At 70.4% G+C, this 23,447-nt stretch carries 23 protein-coding genes; 8 read left to right on the top strand and 15 right to left on the bottom strand.

Going from position 1 to position 23,447, the window contains the following annotated elements; all coding sequences use genetic code 11:
• Positions 1-83 precede the first annotated feature (83 nt).
• Positions 84-1,091, bottom strand: a complete 1,008-nt coding sequence (locus OOT46_RS28030) for an AraC family transcriptional regulator (protein WP_265406920.1) — start codon at positions 1,089-1,091, stop codon at positions 84-86.
• Between the two features lie 76 nt (positions 1,092-1,167).
• On the opposite strand from OOT46_RS28030, the gene OOT46_RS28025 reads away from it, so the two are divergent.
• Complete coding sequence (locus OOT46_RS28025) at positions 1,168-2,394, top strand: MFS transporter (RefSeq protein WP_265406919.1); 1,227 nt, start codon at positions 1,168-1,170, stop codon at positions 2,392-2,394.
• Positions 2,395-2,545: 151 nt separating this feature from the next.
• Here the strand turns inward: OOT46_RS28025 and OOT46_RS28020 are convergent, their stop codons facing one another.
• The gene (locus OOT46_RS28020; protein ID WP_265406918.1) at positions 2,546-3,151 is read right to left on the bottom strand and encodes a hypothetical protein; all 606 of its coding nucleotides are present in this window, start codon (positions 3,149-3,151) and stop codon (positions 2,546-2,548) included.
• Between the two features lie 144 nt (positions 3,152-3,295).
• Complete coding sequence (locus OOT46_RS28015; RefSeq protein ID WP_265406917.1) at positions 3,296-3,934, bottom strand: chalcone isomerase family protein; 639 nt, start codon at positions 3,932-3,934, stop codon at positions 3,296-3,298.
• A gap of 298 nt (positions 3,935-4,232) precedes the next feature.
• Here OOT46_RS28015 and OOT46_RS28010 point away from each other — a divergent pair, with 298 nt between their 5' ends.
• The gene (locus OOT46_RS28010) at positions 4,233-5,171 is read left to right on the top strand and encodes a SphA family protein (RefSeq protein ID WP_265406916.1); all 939 of its coding nucleotides are present in this window, start codon (positions 4,233-4,235) and stop codon (positions 5,169-5,171) included.
• Here the strand turns inward: OOT46_RS28010 and OOT46_RS28005 are convergent.
• Positions 5,137-6,204: an aldo/keto reductase gene (locus OOT46_RS28005; RefSeq protein ID WP_265406915.1), complete on the bottom strand. Its 1,068-nt coding sequence runs from the start codon at positions 6,202-6,204 to the stop codon at positions 5,137-5,139. The two genes, OOT46_RS28010 and OOT46_RS28005, sit on opposite strands and share 35 nt — an antisense overlap.
• A gap of 107 nt (positions 6,205-6,311) precedes the next feature.
• On the opposite strand from OOT46_RS28005, the gene OOT46_RS28000 reads away from it, so the two are divergent.
• Positions 6,312-7,214, top strand: a complete 903-nt coding sequence (locus tag OOT46_RS28000; RefSeq protein ID WP_265406914.1) for a LysR family transcriptional regulator — start codon at positions 6,312-6,314, stop codon at positions 7,212-7,214.
• Between the two features lie 226 nt (positions 7,215-7,440).
• On the opposite strand, the gene OOT46_RS27995 is transcribed toward OOT46_RS28000, so the two are convergent.
• Positions 7,441-9,129, bottom strand: coding sequence for a calcium-binding protein (locus OOT46_RS27995; protein ID WP_265406913.1), 1,689 nt, complete (start codon positions 9,127-9,129; stop codon positions 7,441-7,443).
• 276 nt (positions 9,130-9,405) lie between these two features.
• Between OOT46_RS27995 and OOT46_RS27990 the strand changes: the two genes are divergently transcribed.
• The 3 genes from OOT46_RS27990 (at position 9,406) to OOT46_RS27980 (ending at position 12,776) form a co-directional block, all read left to right on the top strand.
• Positions 9,406-10,608, top strand: a complete 1,203-nt coding sequence (locus tag OOT46_RS27990) for a PEP-CTERM sorting domain-containing protein (RefSeq protein WP_265406912.1) — start codon at positions 9,406-9,408, stop codon at positions 10,606-10,608.
• Complete coding sequence (gene nadB / locus OOT46_RS27985; protein ID WP_265406911.1) at positions 10,592-12,229, top strand: L-aspartate oxidase; 1,638 nt, start codon at positions 10,592-10,594, stop codon at positions 12,227-12,229. The genes OOT46_RS27990 and nadB overlap by 17 nt, the downstream gene beginning before the upstream one ends.
• 247 nt (positions 12,230-12,476) lie before the next feature.
• The gene (locus tag OOT46_RS27980) at positions 12,477-12,776 is read left to right on the top strand and encodes a hypothetical protein (RefSeq protein ID WP_265406910.1); all 300 of its coding nucleotides are present in this window, start codon (positions 12,477-12,479) and stop codon (positions 12,774-12,776) included.
• Between the two features lie 68 nt (positions 12,777-12,844).
• On the opposite strand, the gene OOT46_RS27975 is transcribed toward OOT46_RS27980, so the two are convergent.
• Positions 12,845-13,135: a late competence development ComFB family protein gene (locus OOT46_RS27975; RefSeq protein WP_265406909.1), complete on the bottom strand. Its 291-nt coding sequence runs from the start codon at positions 13,133-13,135 to the stop codon at positions 12,845-12,847.
• A 178-nt stretch (positions 13,136-13,313) separates the two neighbouring features.
• Here OOT46_RS27975 and OOT46_RS27970 point away from each other — a divergent pair, with 178 nt between their 5' ends.
• Entirely contained in the window at positions 13,314-14,534 is a 1,221-nt protein-coding gene (locus OOT46_RS27970) for a sensor domain-containing diguanylate cyclase (protein WP_265406908.1), read from the top strand.
• On the opposite strand, the gene hutI is transcribed toward OOT46_RS27970, so the two are convergent.
• The 9 genes from hutI to OOT46_RS30835 form a co-directional block, all read right to left on the bottom strand.
• Complete coding sequence (gene hutI / locus OOT46_RS27965) at positions 14,515-15,744, bottom strand: imidazolonepropionase (protein WP_265406907.1); 1,230 nt, start codon at positions 15,742-15,744, stop codon at positions 14,515-14,517. The two genes, OOT46_RS27970 and hutI, sit on opposite strands and share 20 nt — an antisense overlap.
• Positions 15,741-16,709 (bottom strand): formimidoylglutamase, encoded by a 969-nt coding sequence (hutG, locus tag OOT46_RS27960; RefSeq protein WP_265406906.1) that lies wholly within the window; start codon positions 16,707-16,709, stop codon positions 15,741-15,743. Before hutG ends, hutI begins: the two co-directional genes overlap by 4 nt.
• Complete coding sequence (hutH, locus tag OOT46_RS27955) at positions 16,706-18,253, bottom strand: histidine ammonia-lyase (RefSeq protein ID WP_265406905.1); 1,548 nt, start codon at positions 18,251-18,253, stop codon at positions 16,706-16,708. Before hutH ends, hutG begins: the two co-directional genes overlap by 4 nt.
• Positions 18,250-19,938 (bottom strand): urocanate hydratase, encoded by a 1,689-nt coding sequence (gene hutU, locus OOT46_RS27950; protein ID WP_322114305.1) that lies wholly within the window; start codon positions 19,936-19,938, stop codon positions 18,250-18,252. Before hutU ends, hutH begins: the two co-directional genes overlap by 4 nt.
• Positions 19,939-19,965: 27 nt before the next feature.
• A complete protein-coding gene (hutC, locus tag OOT46_RS27945) occupies positions 19,966-20,703 on the bottom strand; it encodes a histidine utilization repressor (RefSeq protein ID WP_265406904.1) in 738 nt (245 codons plus the stop codon).
• A 117-nt stretch (positions 20,704-20,820) separates the two neighbouring features.
• Positions 20,821-21,165: a hypothetical protein gene (locus OOT46_RS27940; RefSeq protein ID WP_265406903.1), complete on the bottom strand. Its 345-nt coding sequence runs from the start codon at positions 21,163-21,165 to the stop codon at positions 20,821-20,823.
• A complete protein-coding gene (locus OOT46_RS27935) occupies positions 21,162-21,593 on the bottom strand; it encodes a hypothetical protein (protein ID WP_265406902.1) in 432 nt (143 codons plus the stop codon). Before OOT46_RS27935 ends, OOT46_RS27940 begins: the two co-directional genes overlap by 4 nt.
• Positions 21,594-21,652: 59 nt before the next feature.
• Positions 21,653-22,252: a hypothetical protein gene (locus OOT46_RS27930; protein ID WP_322114304.1), complete on the bottom strand. Its 600-nt coding sequence runs from the start codon at positions 22,250-22,252 to the stop codon at positions 21,653-21,655.
• On the bottom strand, positions 22,231-22,458 hold the full coding sequence (locus OOT46_RS30835; protein ID WP_322114303.1) for a hypothetical protein: 228 nt from the start codon (positions 22,456-22,458) through the stop codon (positions 22,231-22,233). Before OOT46_RS30835 ends, OOT46_RS27930 begins: the two co-directional genes overlap by 22 nt.
• Before the next feature lie 316 nt (positions 22,459-22,774).
• On the opposite strand from OOT46_RS30835, the gene OOT46_RS27925 reads away from it, so the two are divergent.
• Positions 22,775-23,254 carry a hypothetical protein gene (locus OOT46_RS27925; protein WP_265406901.1) on the top strand — a complete coding sequence of 160 codons (480 nt, stop codon included), beginning with the start codon at positions 22,775-22,777 and terminating at the stop codon, positions 23,252-23,254.
• Positions 23,255-23,447: the final 193 nt, after the last annotated feature.

Here is a 23,447-nt window from a genome sequence, read left to right as displayed (position 1 = left end):
CGACGGTAGGAGGCCTCAGATGGAAGACGTGAAATACGCGAGGACCTTGGCAGCGATGTTGCTGGTATGCGGCGCTGGCGGCGTCAAGGGCGCGACTGCAGGTGCTCTGCCCGCGCCGCGCTCGGCGGGTGGCCGATGACGCGCTTGAAAGCGCGGCTGAACGACGCCTCCGAGTCATAGCCCAGCCGGTTGGCGGCCACGGAGATGCGCATGCCGTCTCGCGCGATCCAGCGACGGGCCTGGAACATCTTCACCTTGGCCACGTACCTGGCCGGGCTTTCGCCGAGTGTGCGCGTGAATGCCTCCGCGAAGGTCGAGCGCGAGGCGCCCATCAGCTCGGCCAGCGCCGGCACGGTCCAGTCGCGTTCGGGAGCGGCGTGGATGGCGGCGAGCACCTTGCCGATCTTCGGGCAGCGCACCGCGGCGATCCAGCCCGTCGGGTTGTTGCAGCCGCACTCCACCCAGGCGCGGATGATGCTGGCGGCGAGCACGTCCGCCATGCGCGCGAGGATGCCGCACGCGCCGATGCGTTCGAGCGCGATCTCGCGTTCCATCGCATCCAGCAGCGCGGGCACCGTGGGGTCGCGCTGCGCGAGGTCGCCGGCGCGCATCACGTCCGGCATCATGGTGACCAGCGGGTGCAGCGGATCGAGGTTGAAGCGCATGGCGCCGCAGAACATCACGTCGGCCGGCGCAGCGTTTCCGTCCGCGCCGGAGAGCGCCTCGCCCCGCACGAGGTAGATGTTCTCCGACACTGCCACCCGCGCCAGCGAGTCGATGTCCACCACCGGCACCTCGGGTGCGCTCGCCAGCACGTGGAAGCTGCCGCGCGGCAGCAGCACGGCGTCGCCGGGCTTCAGCTGGACCCAGTCGGTCGACGGCGTGCGCAGCCAGCAGCTACCGCTGGAGACGAAGTGAAAGCGGGCCGACCCTTGCGCCGGAAACGCCACCGCCCACGGCGGATGCAACACGCAGCGGCCGTACTCGACGCCGTCGAGCCGCAGCCCTTGCAGGATCTCGGTGAGGGTGTCGGGCACGTCGGGCAGCTCGCTGTGCCGGGTGCGCGGTGCCTCGGACAAATGGTCAAGCATTTCGGAAGTTCTGGCATGGAAACGCCAGAATCTTATCCCTAAGCTGCTGGCTTCGACCACCACAACCGCAACAACGATGTCATCCGCTTCCTGCTCCAATTGCCTCGATGCCCGCGCCGCCGGCGCACCAGGCCCCGCCACCGGTGTCGCCACGGTCGCCCGCTGGCCCGCCGTGGCCTCGCTCGCACTGGGTGTGTTCGGCCTCGTGACAGCCGAGTTCCTGCCGGCCAGCCTGCTCACTGCGATCGCGGCCGACCTGGGCGTGTCGGCCGGCGCCGCGGGCCAGGCCGTCACCGCCACGGCGCTGGTCGGTGCCGTCGCGGCGCCGTCCATCCCGCTGCTCACCCGCCGCTTCGACCGCAGGGCCGTGCTGCTCGCGCTCACCACGCTGCTGATGATCTCCAATGCGCTGGCGGCCACCGCCAGCAGCCTGGCCGTGCTGCTCGTCGCGCGCGTCATGCTGGGCATCGCGCTTGGCGGCTTCTGGTCCATGGCGGCCGCGCTCGCCATGCGCCTGGTGCCCGAGCCGCTGTTCGCGCGCGCCATGTCGGTCATTCTCACCGGCGTGTCCGTCGCCACCGTCTGTGCTGCCCCCATCGGTGCCTGGATGGGCGACCTGTGGGGCTGGCGCAGCGCCTTCGTCGCAGCCGGCGCCGCCAGCGTGCTCACGCTCGTCGCCCAGTGGTTCACGCTGCCGGCGCTGCCGCCGCGCGACAACCCGAACCTGCGCGTGCTGGGCGAGCTGATCGCCCGCCCCGGCGTGCGCATCGCCCTGCTGGCCGTGCTGCTCGTGATCTCCGGCCACTTCGCGGGCTTCACCTACATCCGCCCGCTGATGGAAGACGTCACCGGTCTTTCGGTGAGCGCCATCTCCGCCATCCTGCTCGGTTATGGCATCGGCGGCTTCTTCGGCAACTTCGCCGGCGGCTTCATCGCCGAGCGCAGCGAGCGTCACGCCATCGTCTTCGGCGCTGCGCTGATCGCTGCACTCGCGACGAGCCTGCTGGTCGCGGGGAGCTCGGCCATCGTCACGGCGGTTGCCGTCGCGCTGTGGGGCTTTGCCTTCGGTGCCTTTCCGGTCGGTTTCCAGACCTGGATCGTGCGTGCCGCGCCGGACCAGGCCGAAGGTGCCGGCGGCCTGCTGGTGGCGGCATTCCAGATCGCCATCGCGAGCGGTGCCATCGGCGGCGGCCTCCTGGTCGACCACATCGGCGCGCTCGGCGGCCCGGCGTTCGCCGTCACCACGTTGGCGCTGGGCACGCTGCTCACGCTGCGCTACGGCCCGCGCCCCGCGCGCCACTGAGCGCCGCTGAGCGCGTCCTTGCAGCGGGCCTCAACCGAACCTGCCTGACCGCCTGGAAGGAGATCGCCAATGGCCACCGCCTGCCGGAGGGCATCGAGGTGTACTTCGAGAACGTCGGCGGCGAAGTGCGTCAACGATTTCGAGACAGGTTCTAGAACATGCGCCAGAGCGCGAACGGCCGCCGCGGGAACACCGTCGGCGGCCACTCCTGCCTCCAGCTGTAGAGGCACAGGGCGGTGATCCGTCCGCTTGCCGCATCCTTGCGCAGCCCGAGGACGCTGTAGCCCTGGTTGGCGGTGTCGAAGCCGGACGTGAGCACGATGCTGGGCATGAAGGCCGGGTTGACCGCGAGCGCCCTGAAGTGACCCGCGTGCCAGCGCGCCGCACCTTCGGCGGTCATGAACCACCCGCTGTACTCCCCTTCGGCCCACGGTCCCGGCCCGCTGGAGGTGAGGGCAAAACCGATCTGCAGCGGCTGCCCCTCAGCGGCGGGCCGGCTGCCCGCATAGCGGCCCGACAAGCCGTTGTAGTCGTAGAAGGGCGCTTCATCGCTCGGCGGGATGCCGGCGCATTCAGGAAAGGACAGGCGTGGATCGCCGGGTGCTGCGTCTGGAAAGGCGAGCAGCTGGGGCGGCGGGCTGAAGCCGGCCGGTGGGGAAGGGAGGGGGGCCTCGGGCCCGGATGTCGGCTCGTTCGCGAGGACGGTGGTGGCGGCCAGCAGGGCGGCAACCGCAGAGAGTAGCGGCAAGGGATGCATGGTGATCCTCCGGTGATGCGGACGCCCGCCCGGATCAGCCCGGTCGCCGCGGGGTCCGTGGGCGACAGCGTCGCAGGCCGGGATGGCGCACGCAAGCTGTCTGCATCACCAGCCCCTCTCGCTCACGAGGGGCTTCTCTTGGCCTCAGCGCAGGCCGAGCAGCGCTTCGCGGGTGGAGGCCCGCACATTGGGGCCGATCCACACCTTCATCATCATCTGGAAGAAGCTCTCGCCCTTGATCGGCTGCTCGAGCAGCTCGCCGTTGAGGCGGAACTCGGTGCTCTGCGTGGCCGGCATCCAGTCGATCAGCGCGCAGTCGCCCTTGCGCACTTCCTTGCGGGTGCCGAAGACGGCGCCCAGCTGGGCGGTCTGCACGATGTTGGCGGAGAACTCCTCGGTCGTCGTGTTCTGGCGGATGCGGTCGAGCATCGCGTTGGCGAGGTCGCGCGTCGAGATGGTGCGGATCGTGCAGTAGTGGATGCGCTTGGGACCCTTGACGTTCAGCGCGCCTTCGATCGTTTTCTGCTTGCTGGGCAGGTAGAGGGCCACGACCATCGACCGGGCCGACAGGATGCTGGAAAGCCCCACGCCGTTCAGCGGCAGGACCTGGCCGCCGTGCAAGACGGTCTCATCGAAGAGCACACCCTCGAGCTCCACTTTGGCGGGCCCGGCTGCCGGGGCCGTCGTCGGCTCGGCGGCCCGCGTGCCGCAGGCGGCCAGGACAAGCAGGGCAGCGGTGCAGCTGCGCACGACGGCGAGGGGGGAGCAGGAGGTGAACAGCATCGGGGAACCGCAAGTCGATGGCACCGTCGAGGCCCGCTGCGCGAGCTTCTCCGGTAAAGAAAACATAGGATCTAATCACTTAATATATTAATATGTAAGTGTGGCGTAAGGGATAGACTGTCTCTTCAGTGCGACATCCGGCGCAGATGACACCAGCGCCGATATGATGCCGGCCGATCTTTCATCCCCGGATCGGCCTCGCCCCCAGCAGCAGCACCGCAGGACGAGGAGCGCACGGGCCGGCTTGTCCGGCTTGCGTGCCGCTTGCCGGGTTCGACCCAAGCACGTCAAGACGACCATGACACTCTCCCGTCCCGTTCTGCTGGCCGCTGTCTCGGCCGCTGTCACTTTTTCTTCTTCGGCGCTCGCCACTGAAAACGGCCAGGTGCGCGCCCTGCTCGGCGGCCCCGGCCAGGAGCTGACCAGCCCGCAGTTCCCCGGCTGGTACGGCCAGGTGTGGCTGCAGCACTACCGCGCCACCAAGGTGCGCGACAACGACGGCAACAGCAATGTCGCCACGCTGGACGGACAGCAGCTGCGGGTGCGGCCGAAGATCGAGGCCACCGTGGTGGTGCCGCGGCTGACCTACATCTCGGAGCTGCGTTACCTCGAAGGCCGGGTCGGCGCTTCCGTGTCGCTGCCCATCGTGCACCAGCGCAACGAGGTGTCCTTCCCGGGCGGCACCGTGTCGGACAGCAAGTCGGGCATCGGCGACACGGAGATGGCCGCCTTCCTGGACTGGCAGACCGACGACTACCGCCTCGTCACCAGCCTCGGCCTGGTGGCGCCCACGGGCGACTACGACGAGGACCGCGCGGTGAACCCGGGTGCCGGCAACTTCTGGACCGTGCGCCCCGGCGTGGTGGCGTCCTACGTGTGGGAGAACGGTTTCGAGGTCGGCTCCCGCACGACCTATTCCTTCAACACCCGCAACCGCGACACCGACGTGCGCTCGGGCCAGTACTTGCACAGCGACGTCAGCGGGCTGTATCGCCTGAACGACACGACCCGCCTGGGCCTGCAGGGTTTCGTGCTGAGGCAGACCACCGACGACAGCGGGCCCGACGTGGCCTCGCACGGCAACAAGGTGCAGAGCCTGGGCCTCGGCCCGCTGGTCGGCTACACCTCGGAGGACGGGCGCTGGGCCGTCGAGTTCAAGGTGCTGCGCGAGTTCTCGGTGCGCAACCGGCCCGAGGGCACGATCAGCTACCTGCGCCTGCAGATGCGGCTGGATTGAGCCGCACCGGGGGCGGCGCCAGCTCGGTGAACTGGCCCCGCCAGTAGGGGTAGTAGGGGTAGGGCGGGGTGAGCAGGCTGGCCGCGTCCAGCCGGTCCATCTGCGCCGGGGTCAACGCCCATCCGAGCGCGCCGAGGTTCTCCTTCAACTGCCTCTCGTCGCGTGCACCGATCAGCACGCTGGTGACGCTGGGCCGCCGCAGCAGCCAGTTGATGGCGATCTGCGGCAGCGTCTTGCCAGTCTCGACGGCCACCTCGTCCATCACATCGACGATGCGGTACAGGTGCTCGTCGTCCACCGGCGGCGCGTAGCGGGCTGTCTCGTGCAGACGGCTGCCCGCAGGCAGCGGCCGCCCCCGCCGGATCTTGCCGGTCAGCCGGCCCCAGCCGAGCGGGCTCCAGACGATGGCGCCCACGCCCTGGTCCAGCCCCAGCGGCATCAGCTCCCATTCATAGTCGCGTCCCACCAGCGAGTAGTAGGTCTGGTTGGCGACATACCGCGACAGGCCGAGCCGCTCCGAAGCGGCGAGCGACTTCATCAGCTGCCATCCCGAGAAGTTCGACGCGCCGATGTAGCGCACCTTGCCGGCCCGCACCAGGTCGTCGAGCGCCCTGAGGCTTTCTTCGACCGGAGTGGACGCGTCGAAGGCGTGCAGTTGCAGCAGGTCGATGTAGTCGGTTTTCAGTCGCCGCAGCGCAGCCTCGGTGGCCGCGATCAGGCGGTGGCGCGAGCTTCCTGCGTCGTTCGGGCCGGGGCCGGTGCGCAGCGCCATCTTGGTGGAGATCAGCGCCTGGTCGCGGCGGCCTTCGAGCGCGGCCCCGAGGATGGCCTCGGAGGCGCCGTCCGAGTACACGTCGGCGCTGTCGAACAGGCTCACGCCGGCCTCCAGGCAGAGGTCGACGATGCGCCTGGCGCCCGCGACGTCGGTGGCGCCCCAGGCACTGAAAAGCGGCCCCTGGCCCCCGAAGGTGCCGGCGCCGAAACCGAGCGCCGGCACCTTCAGTCCGGAGCGGCCGAGCAGTCGATGTTCCATGTCGCGAATTCCTCGACGGAGTGGCAGATGGGCCGACTGTGCCCGGCGCCGATGGGCATGACTAGAATGCCCAGGAGACATTCATCTATGAACTCAGTTCACAAGCCATGTCTCCCACCGACGTGAACCGCTCCGGCGAGATGGAGGTCTTCGTGCAGGTGGTGGACCGCGGCGGCTTTTCCGCCGCGGCGCGTCACCTGGAGCTGACACCGTCGGCGGTCAGCAAGCTGATCGGGCGGCTGGAGGCGCGGCTGGGCGCCCGCCTGGTGCACCGCTCGACCCGCAAGCTGCAGCTCACGCCCGAGGGCAGCGAGTTCTATGAGCGCTGTGCGCGTGTGCTCGCCGACATCGACGAGGCGGAGCGCAGCGCCTCCGGCGGCGGGGCTCCGCGCGGGCGCGTCAGGGTCAATGCCAGCCTGCCCTTCGGCCACCACGTGCTGCTGCCGCTGGTGCCCCGCTTTGCCGAGCAGTACCCGGAGCTGGCACTCGACATCACGCTGACGGACCAGGTGGTGGACCTCATGGAGGAGCGCACCGACATCGCGATACGCTGGGGCCGGCTGCCGGCGTCGGGGCTGGTGGCCCGGCTGCTCGGCGAGACCCGGCAAGCCATCGTCGCGGCGCCGGCCTATCTGCGGCGCCACGGCACGCCGCGCACGCCCGGGGACCTGCTGGTCCACAAGCGTCTGGGCTGGAGCTACCGGCGCAGCCGCCCGGACTGGCCCATGCTCGTCGACGGCCGCTGCGTCGAGATCAAGGTGGCCGGCTCGGTGCGGGCCGGGGACGGCGAGACCCTGCGCCGCCTGGCCATCGAGGGTGTCGGTCTGGCACGCCTGTCGCTGTTCCACGTGCAGGCCGACCTCGACGCGGGCCGGCTCGTCCCGGTCCTGGAAGCCTTCAACCCCGGCGAGCGGGAACCGGTCCATGCCGTCTACCTCGGCGGCCCGGGACGGCTGCCGGCGCGGGTGCGGGTGGTGCTCGACTTTCTGGTCGACCACGTGGTGCTGTAGGGCCGGGTGTCCCGGTTCAGCTGCAAGCGTGGCTGCATGCTGACCCGGGGTAGAGCACCGGATGTTGCGGTGGGCGGTGGCGCGGGCCTGCCGGGTCGCCACTTCCCAGCGATGGCGGACTGTCAGGTCCCGCGCGTCTTCCGTGGGTGCGGGGGGGCCAGACTGCGGCAGCGCAACAGGAGGAAGCCGCCGCAGCCCGGCCGCGTCTGCCTGACCCCGGGCCGGCTCAACCCGCGCCGTAGGTGAAGTCGGTGCTGTCCATGCGGGCCACCAGGTCGCCGGACAGGCGCGCTACCAAGCGCGAGTCGCCGGCTTCGGCGGTGCTCGGGTTGTACCAGACCCAGCCGGTCAGCGTGTTCACGTAGATGCCGCTGTGACTGCCGGCCTCCTGGCCCGTCAAGCCGCTGCCTTTGAAGAAGGCGGCGTCGGCCAGGTGGCCCGCGGTGAAGGACAGGCCCGCGATTCCGCCCGGGACGCTCCCCCGGGCCCCCGTGTCGAGCTCGTCCAGCAGCACCAGGGTGTCTTGCGCCGGGTCGAAGTCGAGCACCTCGTCGCCCCGGCCCCCGTCCGGCGCGCCGAAGACGAAGCGGTCGCGGCCAGCGCCCCCATGGAGGAGGTCGTCCCCGGCCTCACCCCGCAGCTGGTCGTTGCCGGTGCCGCCGCTCAGCACATCGTCGCCTGAGTCGCCGCGCAGCGTGTCGTGGCCGTCGAGTCCGAACAGCACGTTGTTCCACCGGTTGCCGGTGATGAGGTTGGCCAGGTTGTTGCCCCCGCCGTTGAGCACGCCCGGGCCGGCTGTGTCGGACAGCGTGAGGTTCTCGAAGTGCGTGCCGAGTGTCGCGTTGGTCGTGGACAGGACCTCGTCGGTCCCTTCCTCGGCCCGTTCCACCAGCGTCTCGTCGCCATGGAAGACGTAGCTGTCGTTGCCGGCACCGCCGGCCAGGAGGTCCGGCGTGCCGGTGAAGCCGCCGCCGTCGAGCCGGTCGTCGCCGATATCCCCGAACAGTCGGTCGCTGCCGGAGCCCCCGTCCAGTACGTCGTGGCCGCTCATGCCGTAGAGCGTATCGTCGCCCGCGAGTCCCTCGAGCCGGTTCGAGTACTGGCTGCCGGTGAGCACATTGTCCAGTTCATTGCCGCGTCCGAGCTTGGCCTGCGGGGCCCCGTCGCTGAGCCTGAGGTTCTCCAGGTGGGCCCCCAGGATCGTGTCCGCCCACGCGACCAGCTGGTCGATGCCGTCGCCGGCTTGCTCGACCACCTCGTCTTGGCCGTCGAGATGGTAGATGTCGTTGCCGGCGCCGCCGATCAGCAGGTCCTTGCTCGCGTCCTGGGCGGCGAACAGGATGTCGTCGCCGTCGCCACCGTCGAGGACGTCCTGCTCGTGCTCGCCGTGCAGGCGGTCGTCGCCGCTGCCGCCATACATCAGGTCCCGGCCGAAGCTGCCGTTCAGCAGGTCGTTCCCCTCGTCGCCGTGCAGGCTGTCGTTCCCCCAGTCGCCCCGCAGGTTGTCGTCGCCGCGGCCCCCCAGCAGCGTGTCGCTGGCCGTGTTGCCGTGCAGGCTGTCGTTCCCGTCCAGGCCCACTAGCAGGTTGTCGTCGGGGCCGCCGTTGATCCGGTTGTCGAGGGCGTTGCCGACACCGGCCAGCGGCATGGCCACGTGCGGCGTCGGGTGCAGCGCGAGGTTCTCCACGTGGTCCGGCAGTCGGTAGTAGGGCAGGCGTGAGAGCACCGTATCGGTGCCTTGCCCCGCCAGCTCGACGACCTGGTCACCCTCCGAGTTGACGCGGTAGGTGTCGTTGTTGATCCCACCGACCATCGTGTCCTCACCCTCCGACCAGTTGCTGTTGAGTTCCGATTCGGTGTCCTTGCCGTTGTCGATCAGCGTGTCGTCGCCGCTCGTGCCCGGGATGATTGCCATGTCAAACCTCTGTCCATGTGAAGGTCCTTGACCCGGCGCGGCAGGGGGGAGAGCAGGCGCCGACCCTTGCAAGCCGCTCGCGCCGCCTGCCCTGAAAACATAGGCGCCGCCTTGCTTGGGAGGGCCTCCCGTTTGCGGGAAGGGTTTGCCCCAGGAGGGGCATGGCCGGGCGGCGCGTTCCCCGGTTCGAGAATCGGCAGCGGGACCGCGCTGCAACCCGCTCTGCAGGGGCGATTCCGTTCGAATGGCTCCGCACTTCAAAGGAAGGAGTGACAGATGACCAGACCCTTGACGATGTTCGCGATCCTCGCCCTCTCCGGGCTCGGCTTGCAGGCGGAGGCGGCGCCCTCCTATACCGTGACCCGGATCGGGTTCGGCTTGGAGGGCACGTCGCTGAACGACGTGGGGCAGGTGGCCGGATACAGGGTGGACCGCAGCGGCTCGGTGCAACCCTTTCTGTATTCGCCGGGCCTTGGCGTCGAGATCATCGGCGGGCCGGCTGCCCGGGGCTATGGGTGGGAGCTCAACAACCGCGGTCAAGTGGCTGGAGAAGGAGGGAGTGCGACCGCCTTTTCCGGTGCCTTTCTGTACACCCCGGGTGCGGGCGTACAGCGTCTCGTTTCCGGGGGCGACTACAGCGCGGGATACGGCCTCAACGAGCGTGGCGTCGTGGTGGGTTCATGGCGGGTCGGCCACGACAACCACGCCTTCATCTACCGGCCCGGGGCGGGCGTGCAGGACATCGATGCCGGCCACCCGCGCGACAGTTATGCGCACGCCATCAATGCTGCCGGTCAGGTGGTCGGCTTTGCCTACGGGAACATGCACCAGCCCCATGCCTTCGTCTACACCGCGGAGAAGGGCATGGTGGACGTGAGTGGCGGCTACGGATACAGCGTGTTGTGGGACATCAATCAGCACGGTGTCGCGGTCGGCGACTTCGGCGCCGATCTGAACAGCCGTCGAGCCACCCTTGTCGACACCGCCAGCGGCAGCGTCACGCCGCTGCCGTTTTCTTCGGAATGGCTGGGTTTCTGCCAGACCCAGGGCCTCAACGACGCCGGCCAGGTGGTCGGGACTTCGGACTACCAGTCCGCCGGGGGGGTGGGACTGCGCGCGTTTTTGTTCGATCCCGGGGAGAGCCGCGTGCTCGCGCTGGATACGCTGATCGATCCGGCGCTCGGGCTGAGTCTGGTTTCGGCGGTGGACATCAACAACAAGGGGCAGATCCTCGCCACGGGCGACGTCCGGGGCGGCGGCTTCGCAGCCTATGTCCTCACGCCGGTCCCGGAGCCCGAGACTATGCTGCTGCTGGCCGCCGGCCTGGTGCTGCTCGCCTGTCGAGGGCGACGCGCAGCCGGCCCGGCCGATAGAATCGATCTCCACCCGTGGCCCCGGCGACACGCAGCGCACGAGGCGGAGACAAGGGCCCGCGGCCCCGACAACGACAAGCAGGACTGGCATGCAAGCGAACATTGAAGCGCCCGTGGTGATCATCGGAGCCGGCCTGGCCGGGCTCACGGTGGCGCTGCACCTGGCCGAGCACCGACCGGTGGTGGTGCTCGCCAAACGCAACCTCGAGGAGGCGGCCACCGCCTGGGCGCAGGGCGGTATCGTCGGGGTGCTGGGCAGCGACGACAGCATCGACAGCCACGTGCGCGACACGCAGGATGCCGGCGCCGGCATCGTCGACGAGCACACCGCGCGTTTCATTGCCGAGCACAGTGCCGCCGCGGTCGAGTGGCTGGTGCAATGCGGCGTGCCCTTCTCGCCCGACCCTGGCGGCCCGCTGGGCCTGCATCTGACGCGCGAGGGCGGCCACGCGGTGCGCCGCATCGCGCATGCCGCCGATGCCACCGGCAAGGCGATCCACGATGTGCTGCTGGAGCGGGTGCGCGCCCATCCCAGCATCCAGTTGCGCGAGCGCTGGATGGCGGTGGACATGATCACCTCGCGCCACCTCAAGCGCGACGAGCCGCCGCGCTGCTACGGCGTCTATGCGCTGGACATCGACAGTGGCCGGGTCGAGACGCTGGCCGCTGCCGCCGTGGTGCTCGCCACCGGCGGGGTCGGCAAGGTCTACCGCTATACCAGCAACCCGGAAACCGCCACTGGCGATGGCATCGCGATGGCCTGGCGGGCCGGCTGCCGGGTCGGCAACATGGAGTTCATCCAGTTCCACCCGACCTGCCTCTACCACCCGCAGGAGCGCAGCTTCCTGATCACCGAGGCGCTGCGCGGCGAGGGCGCCCACCTCAAGCTGCCCGACGGCACCCGCTTCATGGCCGCGCACGATGCGCGCGGCGAGCTGGCGCCGCGCGACATCGTCGCGCGGGCGATCGACTTCGAGATGAAAAAACACGGCGTCGACCATGTGTGGCTCGACGCCACCCACCTGGGCGCCGAGTTCCTGAAGGAACACTTCCCGACCATCTACGCCCGCTGCCTGAAGCTGGGCATCGACATCACGCGGCAGCCCATCCCGGTGGTGCCGGCGGCGCACTACACCTGCGGCGGGGTGGTCACCGATCTGCACGGACGGACCGACCTGCCCGGGCTCTATGCGGCCGGTGAAGCGACCTATACCGGCCTGCACGGCGCCAACCGGCTCGCCAGCAATTCCTTGCTGGAATGTGTGGTGCTGGGCCGCACGGTGGCCGAGCACATCCGCGGCCATGCGGCGCCCCAGCACATCCCGCTGCCGGCCTGGGACGAAAGCCAGGTCGAGGACGCCGACGAGCAGGTCGTGATCGCCCACAACTGGGACGAGCTGCGTCTGCTGATGTGGAACTACGTCGGCATCGTGCGCACGACACGCCGGCTGGAGCGGGCGCTGCACCGCATCAAGCTGCTGCGCACCGAGATCGACGACTACTACGCCAACTTCCGCGTCAGCCGCGACCTGCTGGAGCTGCGCAACCTGGTCGACTGCGCGGAACTGATCGTGCGCTCGGCGCTGGTGCGCCACGAGAGCCGCGGGCTGCACTACAGCCGCGACTTCCCGCAGACCCTGCCGGTCAGCTTCCCGACCATCCTGGTGCGCCCGGCCGGCCGCCGTGGCGGCCATGGTGCGCCGGTGCCGAACTTCCTGGGGTTCTAGGCGGCAACAGGGCTGAGAGGTCTTATTTCTCGGCACCTGCGGTGCCGTCTTCCTCGACTTCGCGGATCCTGCTTGCCGATTGAACTGCCGCTGAGTTGTACTTCACGCGGAAGGCAAGTGGCCCGTGGAATGTCTGAGGAGAGAGCGATTGGATGGACACAAGCGGCGGCATGGCTCGCCATGGCCGGGACCCCGAGGAGAGGCCAGCGTTGCGGTTCACTTGAGCGTTTGTGCCGGACTCCCAGCGTTGGTGCCGCCGCTCCTTCTGCATCTCCTGACGGCATTGGCCTTCAATCTGAGCTGCGGGTTCCACGAAGGGCAAGGAGCGCTGCTGTTTTTCGGTGGCCTGCTGACCTTTCCGCTGTCCATCCTTGTCCTCCTTTCTGGGCTGGAAGGAGCGCGGGAGAGCTTCGGGCCGGGCAGTGCTAGGCTCATTTGCACCGCCGCGCTGGCCTGGACGCTCGTCTCCATCGGCTTGCACGCCTACCCGTGGGTGAACTTCAAGGCGTTCGAGGCCTTCGCGTCGGGCTTGGTCTTCTGCCATTGACTTCGGGACAGTGACTGTTCAGCGCATCCCCATTTGCGGCGGCTTCCGACACCCCGGGCCGGCGCCGCTTAGCGCCGCGCCCGCATCGCCCAGCGCGCCTGCACGAACTCGAAGGCGAAGCTCACCGCCTCGGAGATGGCCGTCTCGATGTCGGCGCGCTCGCGCTCGGTCAGGTAGAAGACCAGGTCCACTTCGTGGCGGATATAACGTGGCGGCAGCCGGTTGAGCGCGACGCAGACCACGTCGGGCAGCAGCTCGCCGGCCATCTGCGGATAACGCGCGGTGGCCTCGGACACGGCCTGCATCACCGGTCGCTCGTAATAGTTGCGGATCGATTCGAAATCCTCGGCACTGCTCATCGGAACTCCTCTAGGGCCTGCGCAGTATCGCCCGCGGCCGGTGCGTGTCCAAGCAGGGTAAGGGCCTATTCGGCGGCAGCGTGCCGGCCGCCCCGGCCGGTTGCCTGCCTGGCTGGCGCGCGCCTTGCCCTTCTCTCTGGAACTTCCACCACCCGTCCGTTTCTGGCGACCCCAGGCCATGGGCCTCGACGACTACGCCTCGACCATCAGCGACTGCACGCTGGCGCTGGTGTTGCTGGGCCTGATGATCTACGTGAGCCGGCTGTCGCCCGGCCTGCGCGGCATCGCCCTGTGGGGCTGGGCCCATTTCGGCTACACGATAGGCGCGGCGCTGCGCGGCGTCGCGACCGCCGACCTCGAGGAAGGGGCGGTGCGCCGCAGCCTGGAGGCGGTGCTGCTTGGCGGGGCGCTGCTGGCCTGCTTTTCACTCGCCGGGCTGGCCTGGTCCACCGCGAGTTTCGTGCGCCAGCGGGCGCTGGCGCGGCATGAATACCTGGCGCTGTCGGCGGGGGTCGTGGCCGTGCTCGGGGTCGCGGTGGCCGGCCACCGGAGCCAGAACTGGGTGCTGCCTCAGGCGGTTCAGACCTGGACCGAGGTCGTGATGCTGGGCTGGATCGCCTGGGAGCTGCGGCTGCTGAAGCTGCGTCCCTACCGGGTACCGGCGCGCCTGATGCAGGCCGCGGCGCTGACCCTGATGGTGCTCTACGCGCTGGAGTGGCTGGTCAACTCGCGCGACCTGCCAGATCAGTTCCTGATCAATTCCTTCTGGCTGCATGTGGATGTCAGCCTCTGGTTCTTGCTGAATTTCTGCATGCTGATGCTGGGCAGCTTCCGCGCCATCGAGTCCTACCAGCACACCGCCAATGCCGACCCGCTGACCGGCCTGCTCAACCGACGCGGCCTGCAGGCGGCGCTGGAGGCGCATGCGCGCGACCGGCCGCGGGCGCGCGGGCAGGCCGAGATGCTGGTGGTGCTGGCCTTCGACCTCGACCACTTCAAGCGCATCAACGATCGCCATGGCCATGCCGCCGGCGACGCGGTGCTGCGCAGATTCGCACGTTCGCTGCCGGCCTGCGTGCGCACCGGGGACCTGGTCGCGCGGCTCGGCGGCGAGGAGTTCCTGGTGGTGTGCTCCGACATCGACGAGGCCGGCGCGATGCAGATGGCCGAGCGGGTGCGGGTGCGGGCGGGCACGCTGCGTTTCACGCGCCTGCCCGAGCTGCGTGTCAGCGTGAGCGCCGGGGTGGCGCGCGGAGTCCGGGACGAGTGGGACGAACTGCTGCGGCGGGCCGATGCGGCGCTCTACCGCGCCAAGGAGCTGGGCCGCGACCGGGTCGAGATGGCGCCGCCGGCCGCGGAGGCGGCGGCCTCGCACGCTCCTATGTCGCCGGTCCCGTGAGGCGCCGCCCGCCGGCCCATGACGCGACGCAGGGATTGAAGCCGAAGCGGCAGGCCAGGTCGCGCGGGTGGTCCACCGCCCACAGCGCCAGGTCGGCGGCGAGTCCGCTGCGCAGCCGGCCGCATTCGTCCTGCAGACCCAGCGCGCGTGCGGCGTGGCGGGTGACGCCGGCCAGCGCTTCGGCCGGCGTGAGCCGGAACAGCGTGCAGCCCATGTGCAGCATCAGCAACAGCGACGTGCAGGGGCTGGTGCCGGGGTTGCAGTCGGTCGACAAGGCGATCGGCACGCCGTGGCGCCGCAGCGCGTCGACCGGGGGCAGGGTGGTCTCGCGCAGGCAATAGAAGGCGCCGGGCAGCAGCACGGCCGTCGTGCCGGCGCGCGCCATCGCGGCGATGGACGCCTCCGAGCTGTACTCGATGTGGTCGGCCGACAGCGCACCGAACTCGGCGGCCAGCGCCGCGCCGCCCAGGTCGGACCGCTGGTCGGCATGTAGCTTCACCGGCAGGCCGCGAGCACGGGCCGCCTCGAAGACCCGCCGGGTCTGCGCCGGGCTGAAGCCGATGCCTTCGCAGAAGGCGTCGACGGCGTCGGCCAGGCCCTCCCGGCAGGCCGCGGGAAGCATCTCGTCCACGACGAGGTCGATGTAGTCGTCGGCGCGGCCGCGGAACTCGGGCGGCAGCGCATGCGCTGCGAGGAAGCTGGTGCGCACCCGGACGCCGCTCTCCTCGCCGAGCCGGCGCGCCACGCGCAGCAGGCGCAGCTCGGTCTCGGTGTCCAGCCCATAGCCGGACTTGATCTCCAGCGTCGTCACGCCTTCGCGCTTCAGCGCTTCGAGGCGCGGGCGGCTGGCCGCGAGCAGCGCCGCTTCGTCGGCCGCGCGGGTGGCCCGCACGGTCGAGACGATGCCGCCGCCGGCGCGGGCGATCTCCTCGTAGCTCGCGCCCTGCAGGCGCTGTTCGAACTCGGCGCTCCGGCTGCCGGCCCAGACCAGGTGGGTGTGGCAGTCGATCAGGCCGGGCGTGAGCCAGCCGCCCTGGCCGTCCACTTCGTCGGTGACCGGCAGCCCGTCGGGCAGCTGCGCCTCGGGGCCCAGCCAGGCAATGCGCCCGGCCTGGACGAGCAGGGCGGCGTCGCGCAGCTCGCCCCAGCCGCCGGCCTCGTCCAGCGTGGCGAGGTGGACCTTGCGGATGAGCAGGCCGTCGCGGTTCATGCTCCGGGCTCCGCGCTGCGGGCGCTCTGCCAGGCGTCGACGATCTGCCAGGCCAGCCGCGCCGCGGTGCGTGCGGTGCGCTGGTCGATGTCGTGCGGCGGGCACAGTTCCGCGATGTCGGCCAGGCGCAGCCGTCCGCAGCCGGCCACCGCCTTGACCAGCGGCTCCAGCACCTCCATCGCCACGCCGCGTGCCGCCGGCGCGCTGACGCCGGGCGCGACGCTGGCCGGCAGCACGTCCAGGCACAGGGTCAGGTAGACGTGGTCGTGGCCGGCCAGCCATGCCAGCAGTTCGGCGCGGCAGCTGTCCAGGCCGCGCAGGTCCAGGGCCTCGTCGGGGCTCCAGATCACGCCGCGCTGGCGCGCATGGTCGAACAGGGCCCGCGTGTTGGCCGTGACGCTGATGCCGACACAGCGGTAGGCGACCCGTCGGCCGCTGGCCTCGGCCTCGTCCAGCGCCTGCCGGAAGGGGGTGCCGGAGCTGGCCTGCGGTGCCAGCCGCAGGTCGAAGTGGGCGTCGAAATTGACGATCGCCAGCGAGCCGCCGGCCCGCAGCGCGGTGCTGTGCACCAGGCCCTGGTAGCTGGCCCAGCCGATCTCGTGGCCGCCGCCCAGGCCCAGCACCAGCTGGCCGTCGTCGAGCAGGGCGGCCGCGCGCTCGGCATAGGCGGACTGTGCCGCTTCCAGGTCGCCCGCCTCGCACGTGACGTCGCCGGCGTCGTACAGGGGCAGCGGCCGGTGCACCGGCAGGTTGGCCAGCATGCGGCGCAAGGCCAGCGGCCCCTGGGCGGCACCGACGCGGCCCTGGTTGCGGGACACGCCCTCGTCGCTTGCCAGCCCGAGCAGCGCCACCCCGCGCGCGGCGCCCGGCTGCCAGGCCTGCACAGCCTGGTGCCAGCGCCGGCCGGCCTCACCGTCCAAGGGGTCGACGCGGCCCTGCCAGGGCTCCCGCCAGCCGGCCTTCACTGCCCGCTCCACGACGGCAGCACGCTGCCGGCAAACCGAGTGAAGGTGCCGGCGTCGATCAGCTGTTCGGCCGCCGCGATGTCGGGCGCGAAGTAGCGGTCGCGGGCATAGTGCGGCACCTTGGCCCGGATCGCGGCATGGGCCTCTTCGAGCGCCGTCGAGCTGCGCAGCGGGCGGTGGAAGTCCACGCCCTGCGCGGCGGCCAGCAGCTCGATCGCGATGATGTGGCGCACGTTGGTGGCCATGTCGGCCAGCTTGCGCGCCGCGAAGGTCGCCATGCTGACGTGGTCCTCCTGGTTGGCCGAGGTGGGCAGCGAATCGACGCTGGCCGGGTGGGCCAGGGTCTTGTTTTCGCTCGCCAGCGCGGCGGCCGTCACGTGGGCGATCATGAAGCCGGAGTTGAGCCCGGGCTCGGCCACCAGGAAGGGCGGCAGGCCCGACAGCGTGGCGTCGATCAGCAGCGCGATGCGGCGCTCGGACAGCGCGCCGACCTCGGCGATCGCCAGCGCCAGCGTGTCGGCCGCGAAGGCGACCGGCTCGGCGTGGAAGTTGCCGCCCGACAGCACCTCGCCGGTGTCGGCGAACACCAGCGGGTTGTCCGACACCGCGTTGGCCTCGACCACCAGCGTGCGGGCGGCGTTGCGGATCAGCTCCAGGCAGGCGCCCATCACCTGCGGCTGGCAGCGCAGCGAGTAGGGGTCCTGCACGCGGTCGTCGCCGGTGCGGTGGGAGGCGCGGATCGCGCTGCCTGCCAGCAGCTCGCGGTAGAGCTTCGCGACGTCGATCTGGCCGGCATGGCCGCGCACCTGGTGGATGCGGTCGTCGAAGGGCGCGTCGGAACCCTTGGCCGCGTCCACGCTCAGGGCCCCGGCCACCACGGCGGCGGCGAACACCTGCTCGGCGCGCAGCAGACCCATCAGCGCGATGCCGGTCGACACCTGGGTGCCGTTGAGCAGGGCCAGGCCCTCCTTGGCCGCAAGACGCAGCGGCTGGAGCCCGGCGCGCTGCAGCGCGCTGGCGGCGTCCATCACCCGGCCGTCCACACGCACCTCACCTTCGCCCATCAGCGGCAGCGTCAGGTGGGCCAGCGGCGCCAGGTCGCCGGAGGCGCCCACCGAGCCCTGGCTCGGGATGCAGGGCCAGATCTGGGCGTTGTACATCGCGATCGCGGCATCGATGACTTCGGGTCGCACGCCCGAGTAGCCGCGCGCCAGCGAGGCGATCTTCAGCGCCAGGATCAGCCGTACCGTGTCGTCGTCCAGCAGTGGCCCGACGCCCACCGCGTGCGAGCGCACCAGGTTGGCCTGCAGGTCGGCCAGTTGGTGCCCCGGGATCTGGACCTTGGCGAGCCGGCCGAAGCCGGTGTTGATGCCGTAGGCCGGCTGCCTGCCGCCCGAGATGCGCTGCACGGCGGCCGCGCTCGCGGCGATGCCGGCGCGGCAGTCGAGGTCCAGCTCGATGGGCTGGAAGCCGGCCGCGATCGCGCGCAGGTCCAGCAGGCCCAGGCGGCCCGGGTGCAGGGTGAAGGGGGACGAGGGCGTCACTGCGCGGCTCCTTGAACTGCGATGGAGGGGATCTTCAGGCCGTGGCGCCGAGCCGTCTCGGCAGCGAGTTCATAGCCGGCATCGGCATGGCGCACCACCCCCATGGCCGGGTCGTTCCACAGCACGCGCGCCAGCCGGACATCGGCCTCGGCGCTGCCGTCGCAGACAATCACGACCCCCGAGTGCTGCGAGTAGCCCATGCCGACACCGCCGCCGTGGTGCAGGCTGACCCAGGTGGCGCCGCCGGCGGTGGCCGACAAGGCGTTCAGCAGCGGCCAGTCGCTCACCGCGTCCGAGCCGTCGAGCATCGCCTCGGTCTCGCGGTTGGGGCTGGCGACCGAGCCGCAGTCGAGGTGGTCGCGCCCGATCACGATGGGCGCCTTCAGCTCGCCGCGGCGCACCATCTCGTTGAAGGCCAGCGCGGCCCGGTGGCGCTCGCCCAGGCCCAGCCAGCAGATGCGCGCCGGCAGGCCCTGGAAGGCGATGCGCTCGCGTGCCTGGTCGAGCCAGCGGTGCAGGTGGATGTTGTCGGGGAACAGCTGCTTGACCTTGGCATCGGTCTTGTGGATGTCCTCGGGGTCGCCCGACAGCGCGACCCAGCGGAACGGGCCCTTGCCCTCGCAGAACAGCGGCCGGATGCAGGCGGGCACGAATCCGGGGAAGGCGAAGGCGTCCTGCACGCCCTGGTCCAGCGCGACCTGGCGGATGTTGTTGCCGTAGTCGATCGTCGGCACGCCCAGGCGGTGGAAGTCCAGCATGGCGCGCACATGGTCTGCGCAGGAAGCCGCCGCTGCCTGCGCCAGCTGCAGGCGCTCGGCATCGCTGCCGACCCGCGCGGCCTGCCATTGCGCCACGCTCCAGCCGTAGGGCAGGTAGCCGTTGACGAGGTCGTGGGCGGAGGTCTGGTCGGTCACCGCTGCCGGGCGCGCGCTGCCCTGGCGGGCGCGCTCGACGAACTGCGGCAGCAGCTCGGCGGCATTGCCCAGCAGCGCGACCGAGGTCGGGCGCTCGGCGCGTGCCAGGATGCCCAGTGCCTCGTTGATGCTGTGGGCCTTGTGGTCGACATAGCGGGTGCGCAGGCGGAAGTCGATGCGCGACTCCTGGCACTCGACCACGATGCAGTGGGCCCCGGCCAGCACCGCGGCCAGCGGCTGGGCGCCGCCCATGCCGCCCAGGCCGGCGGTCAGGATGAACTTGCCGCTCCAGTCGCCGCCGTAATGCTGCCGGCCCAGCTCGACGAAGGTTTCGTAGGTGCCCTGCACGATGCCCTGAGTGCCGATGTAGATCCAGCTGCCGGCCGTCATCTGGCCGTACATCATCAGGCCCTTGCGGTCCAGCTCGTGGAAGTGCTCCCAGGTGGCCCACTTCGGCACCAGGTTGGAGTTGGCCAGCAGCACCCGCGGCGCATCGACATGGGTGCGCAACACGGCCACCGGCTTGCCGGACTGCACGATCAGGGTTTCGTCCTCGTCGAGCGCGCGCAGCGCGGCGAGGATGGCGTCGAAGGCGGGCCAGTCGCGCGCCGCCTTGCCGATGCCGCCGTAGACCACCAGGTCCTCGGGCCGCTCGGCCACCTCGGGGTCCAGGTTGTTCTGGATCATGCGGTAGGCCGCTTCAATCAGCCAGTTCTTGCAGTGCAGCTGGCTGCCGCGCGGGGCGCGGACGCTGCGGGCCGGCTTGCTCATCGGTGTCTCCTTGCGGGTGCGTTCGGCTCAGCCGTGAGGGGGCTGCGGCTGGGTGAATGAAAAGCGGCCGCTCAGGCGGTAGCGCCGCGCCGGGTGGATCAGCCGCGCGACGCTGACGACACGCCCGTGCGACCAGGTGCGCCGGTTCAGGATCAGTACCGCTTCGTCGGGCTGCAGCTGCAGGTGGCGGGCGGTCTCGGGCGTCGCGGCATCGGCCTCGATGACATGCTCGGCCTGTTCCAGCGGCGCGACGCGCGAGAGATAGTGGTGGGGCGTATCGAGCGTGAAGTCCTGCGCCAGGTAATGCGGCACGGCGCCCGGGTTGACATGCCGGTCTTCGAGCTGCAGGGGCTGCTCGTCGGCGTGGTGCAGCAGCAGTGAGTGGAACAACGGGGCGCCGACCGCGATGCCGAAGGACTGCGCGAGCAGCGCGTCGGCCTCGACCCGGCGCAGCGCCAGCACCTCGGCGCGGTGGCGCTGGCCGCGCTGACGGATCTCGTCGCGGATGCCGTGCACCTCGACCAGCGTGGACTCGGCCTTGGGCCCCGCCACGAAGGAGCCGACGCCCTGCACGCGCGTGATCGCACCGGTGGCGGCCAGCTCGCGCAGCGCGCGGTTGACCGTCATGCGCGACAGCCCGAACTCGCGCGTCAGCTCGCCTTCGCTCGGGATGCGCTCGCCGGCCCGCCAGTCGCCGGCGGCGATGCGGCCCAGGATGTGGCGCTTGAGTTTCAGGTATTCGGGAGCGGCGGCCTGGCTGGACATGGCGCGGTCGAAAAACGGAGGGTGGACCGCATGATAGCTACTTGTCTATACAGGTCAATACAGGAAAGCGCGGGGACGCGCGGCGGTCGACCCGGCGCGCGTCCCGGGGCGGGCGGCTCAGTGCGGCGCGGCAGGGCGCAGCATCGAGCTGTCGCCCAGCGTCATCAGCTCCACCCAGCTGCGCAGTTGGGCCGGGTGAACGGCCTCCTGGCGTAGTGCATCGTCGAAGCCCTCGGCGATCTCGTCATGGCCGGCCGCGCGGGCCAGCCGGGCCAGCAGGTCCCAGCCGGCGTTGTCGAGCAGCTCCGCGTCGAGCATCACATGCAGGCCCTGCTGCACCGAGGTGCGCGGGTCGTTCATGGCCTGTACCAGCCCGAGGCTCTCGACGCCGACCAGATCCGCGCAGGGGGTCTGCGCCGTGGGGTCGGCGCCGAGGCTGCGAAGGGCCTCGACGACGATCACGAAGTGGCGGGCCTCCTCGTCGCGGAAGCGCCGCAGCGTGTCAGTGTTGCGTCGGGCAGAGGGTGCGCGGCGGCGGAGCACTTCACCAGCAGGCTGTCGTACAGCCGCACGCCGCCGCGCTCGAAGGCGAGACGCTCGCCCAGCTTGTCGACCAGCACCTGGGGCCGGGTGCCGGTGATCATGTCGGCGCCCGACTTCAACAAGCCTTTCTGCGTGCCGGGCGGTGGCACCGAGCCCAGGCCTTCGTCCTCCCGCATGTAGCCTTGGCGGACGCTGGCATAGCTGGTGTCGACGAGCGGCGGCGGGGCATCGAGGGCGTCCTGGTCCGGCAGCATCGCCGCTTCGCTGCCGGCCTGCATGCGGGCCGCATCGACCGGGGACATCTGGATGCCGGTCTTGTTCCGGCCCAAGGGGGTTTTCTTTTGCATCGCGGGGACTCCTGTAGAAAGACCGACGGGTGGCGTGCCGGTGCTGTTGTTCCAGTGCTTCAGGCGGCGTACCGCATCAACTCGGTACCCGGCTGCCAGCGGTAGCCCTGGGCCACCGCCAGGGTCGGCGACAGTTCGGCGTTGAGCTCGTCCCGGTAGTCGAGGGACCGCGGGTTCTCTTGCAGGCGGTCGACAAAACGGCTGCCGTCGGCACGCAGGTCCACCTCGCGGGCCAGCACCTGGCGCACGAACTCGCGCTGCGAGGTGATGGGGATGGGGTCGGGCAGCACGGCCGGCAAGACCTCCGCGGCATCGCGCCGCTCAATCTGCTGGAACAGCGCGATCGCCTCATGCAGGTGGCCCAGCTCGTAGTCGAGGAAACGCTCCCGGAACGCGCGGATGCGGGGGTTGCTCTCCTGGCTCGCGCAGGCGTGGTGGTTGTAGACCTCGTTCGCTTTGTGCAGCAGCCACTTCTCGAGCCAGCTTTCGGTCGGGTCCATCAGCGACTCGTACTGGGTGGTGTGCTGCTCCTCGATGGAGGCGATCTCGGCATACAGCAGGCGGGCCATCGGGTCGCTGAACAGCGGGCCGATGTTCATGTAGTAGTTGTGGGTCTGCTGCTCCGCCGCCGTGATGGTCAGCGCGTGCGGCTTGGACAAGGGGTCGGCACGGTGGCGATCGTAGGGATCGCGCAGGTGTGGGAGAAGCGCAGCGCCTCCACTTCCAGCCCGTTCATCAGGATGATGCGCACGCGGGGGTAGGCGTCATCGTCGGGCTTGCTGATGGGCGTCTGCACCATGTCGCGCCAAGTGAAGCGCTGCTGGTCGAGCGAGCAGCCACGGTCGTCGAACAGGGTCAAGGCCATGGGATCTCCCGGAGAGGGTTGGAGGGCGGCGCGATCGGTCGGGGCGCCTCGGTAAGGGCTGCAACCGCCGTTCCTCCGGCGGGAGGGCGGGGGCCGACCTCGTTAAGGCCTGCAGGGCCATCGGCGGATTGCGCGGGGGTGAAAACTACCCGGCCTTGAAACATTCGCCGTGTCCCGCGCGGCCCGGCGGCCCGCGCCAGTCCTGGGCGCGGGCCGGGACTGGCCTGGCGCCGCGACGCTCGTGGGCATGCCTCTTGCCTCCTGCCGACCTGACTCCAATTCACTCCAACAAATCGCCAGAAAGGGAAGGCCCGCCATGATGAATTTCCAGCAAGCCTGCGCTTATGTGCGCGCCACCGGTGCCCAGGCCTACTGCTATGCGCCCTGGGTTGAGCAGGATGGCCGGTGGATCGGGCTGCAGTACTGCCTGCTGTGCGAATCGCAGGAAGGGGACAGCGACGGCGTGCCGCTGGCGATGCACGTGCACCGCATCGCCCTGGGGGCTCCCCAGGGGCAGAGCACGACGATGGAGCGGCTCGACGAGTGGGAGCACTCCTTGTTCGACGGGCCGCTGCCCTCCGGTGGCGTGGACCTGCGCGCTTTCCGGTATGCGGCCTGCGACGCCGGCTGCAACACGCTGGGCCGGCTGCCCCTGCCGGCTGGCGCGGCGGCCGAGCGCGAGTGGCTCGTGCATCGCTGCGAGCCGCATTGGCCGACCGCGCCGGCGACCGCCTTCGTGCGCCCGGGCCTGCCTGCCTTGGGAGGCGGTGAAGCGCCTGTCGTCCTGCGCGCGTGAGGAACAAGCCGGTGCCTGGCCCCCGGGGCTGGGCATGCGCCGCGCCGATCTGAGCCCCCGGCCCTGATCCTCGACATCGATCGCGTCATGGGCGAGGCGCGGGCACAGGCCGACGCGTGGTCGGCCACGGCCTGGCCTTCCCTCCTTTTGGTGCCCCCCCTGCAAGAGGGAGGCGGCATCACCTGCCATCGCC

The sequence above is a fragment of the Aquabacterium sp. A7-Y genome (assembly GCF_026153205.1).
Classification (GTDB): domain Bacteria; phylum Pseudomonadota; class Gammaproteobacteria; order Burkholderiales; family Burkholderiaceae_C; genus Caldimonas.
Note: the sequence above shows the minus strand (reverse complement) of the source record. Positions and strands in the feature narration are given on the sequence as shown.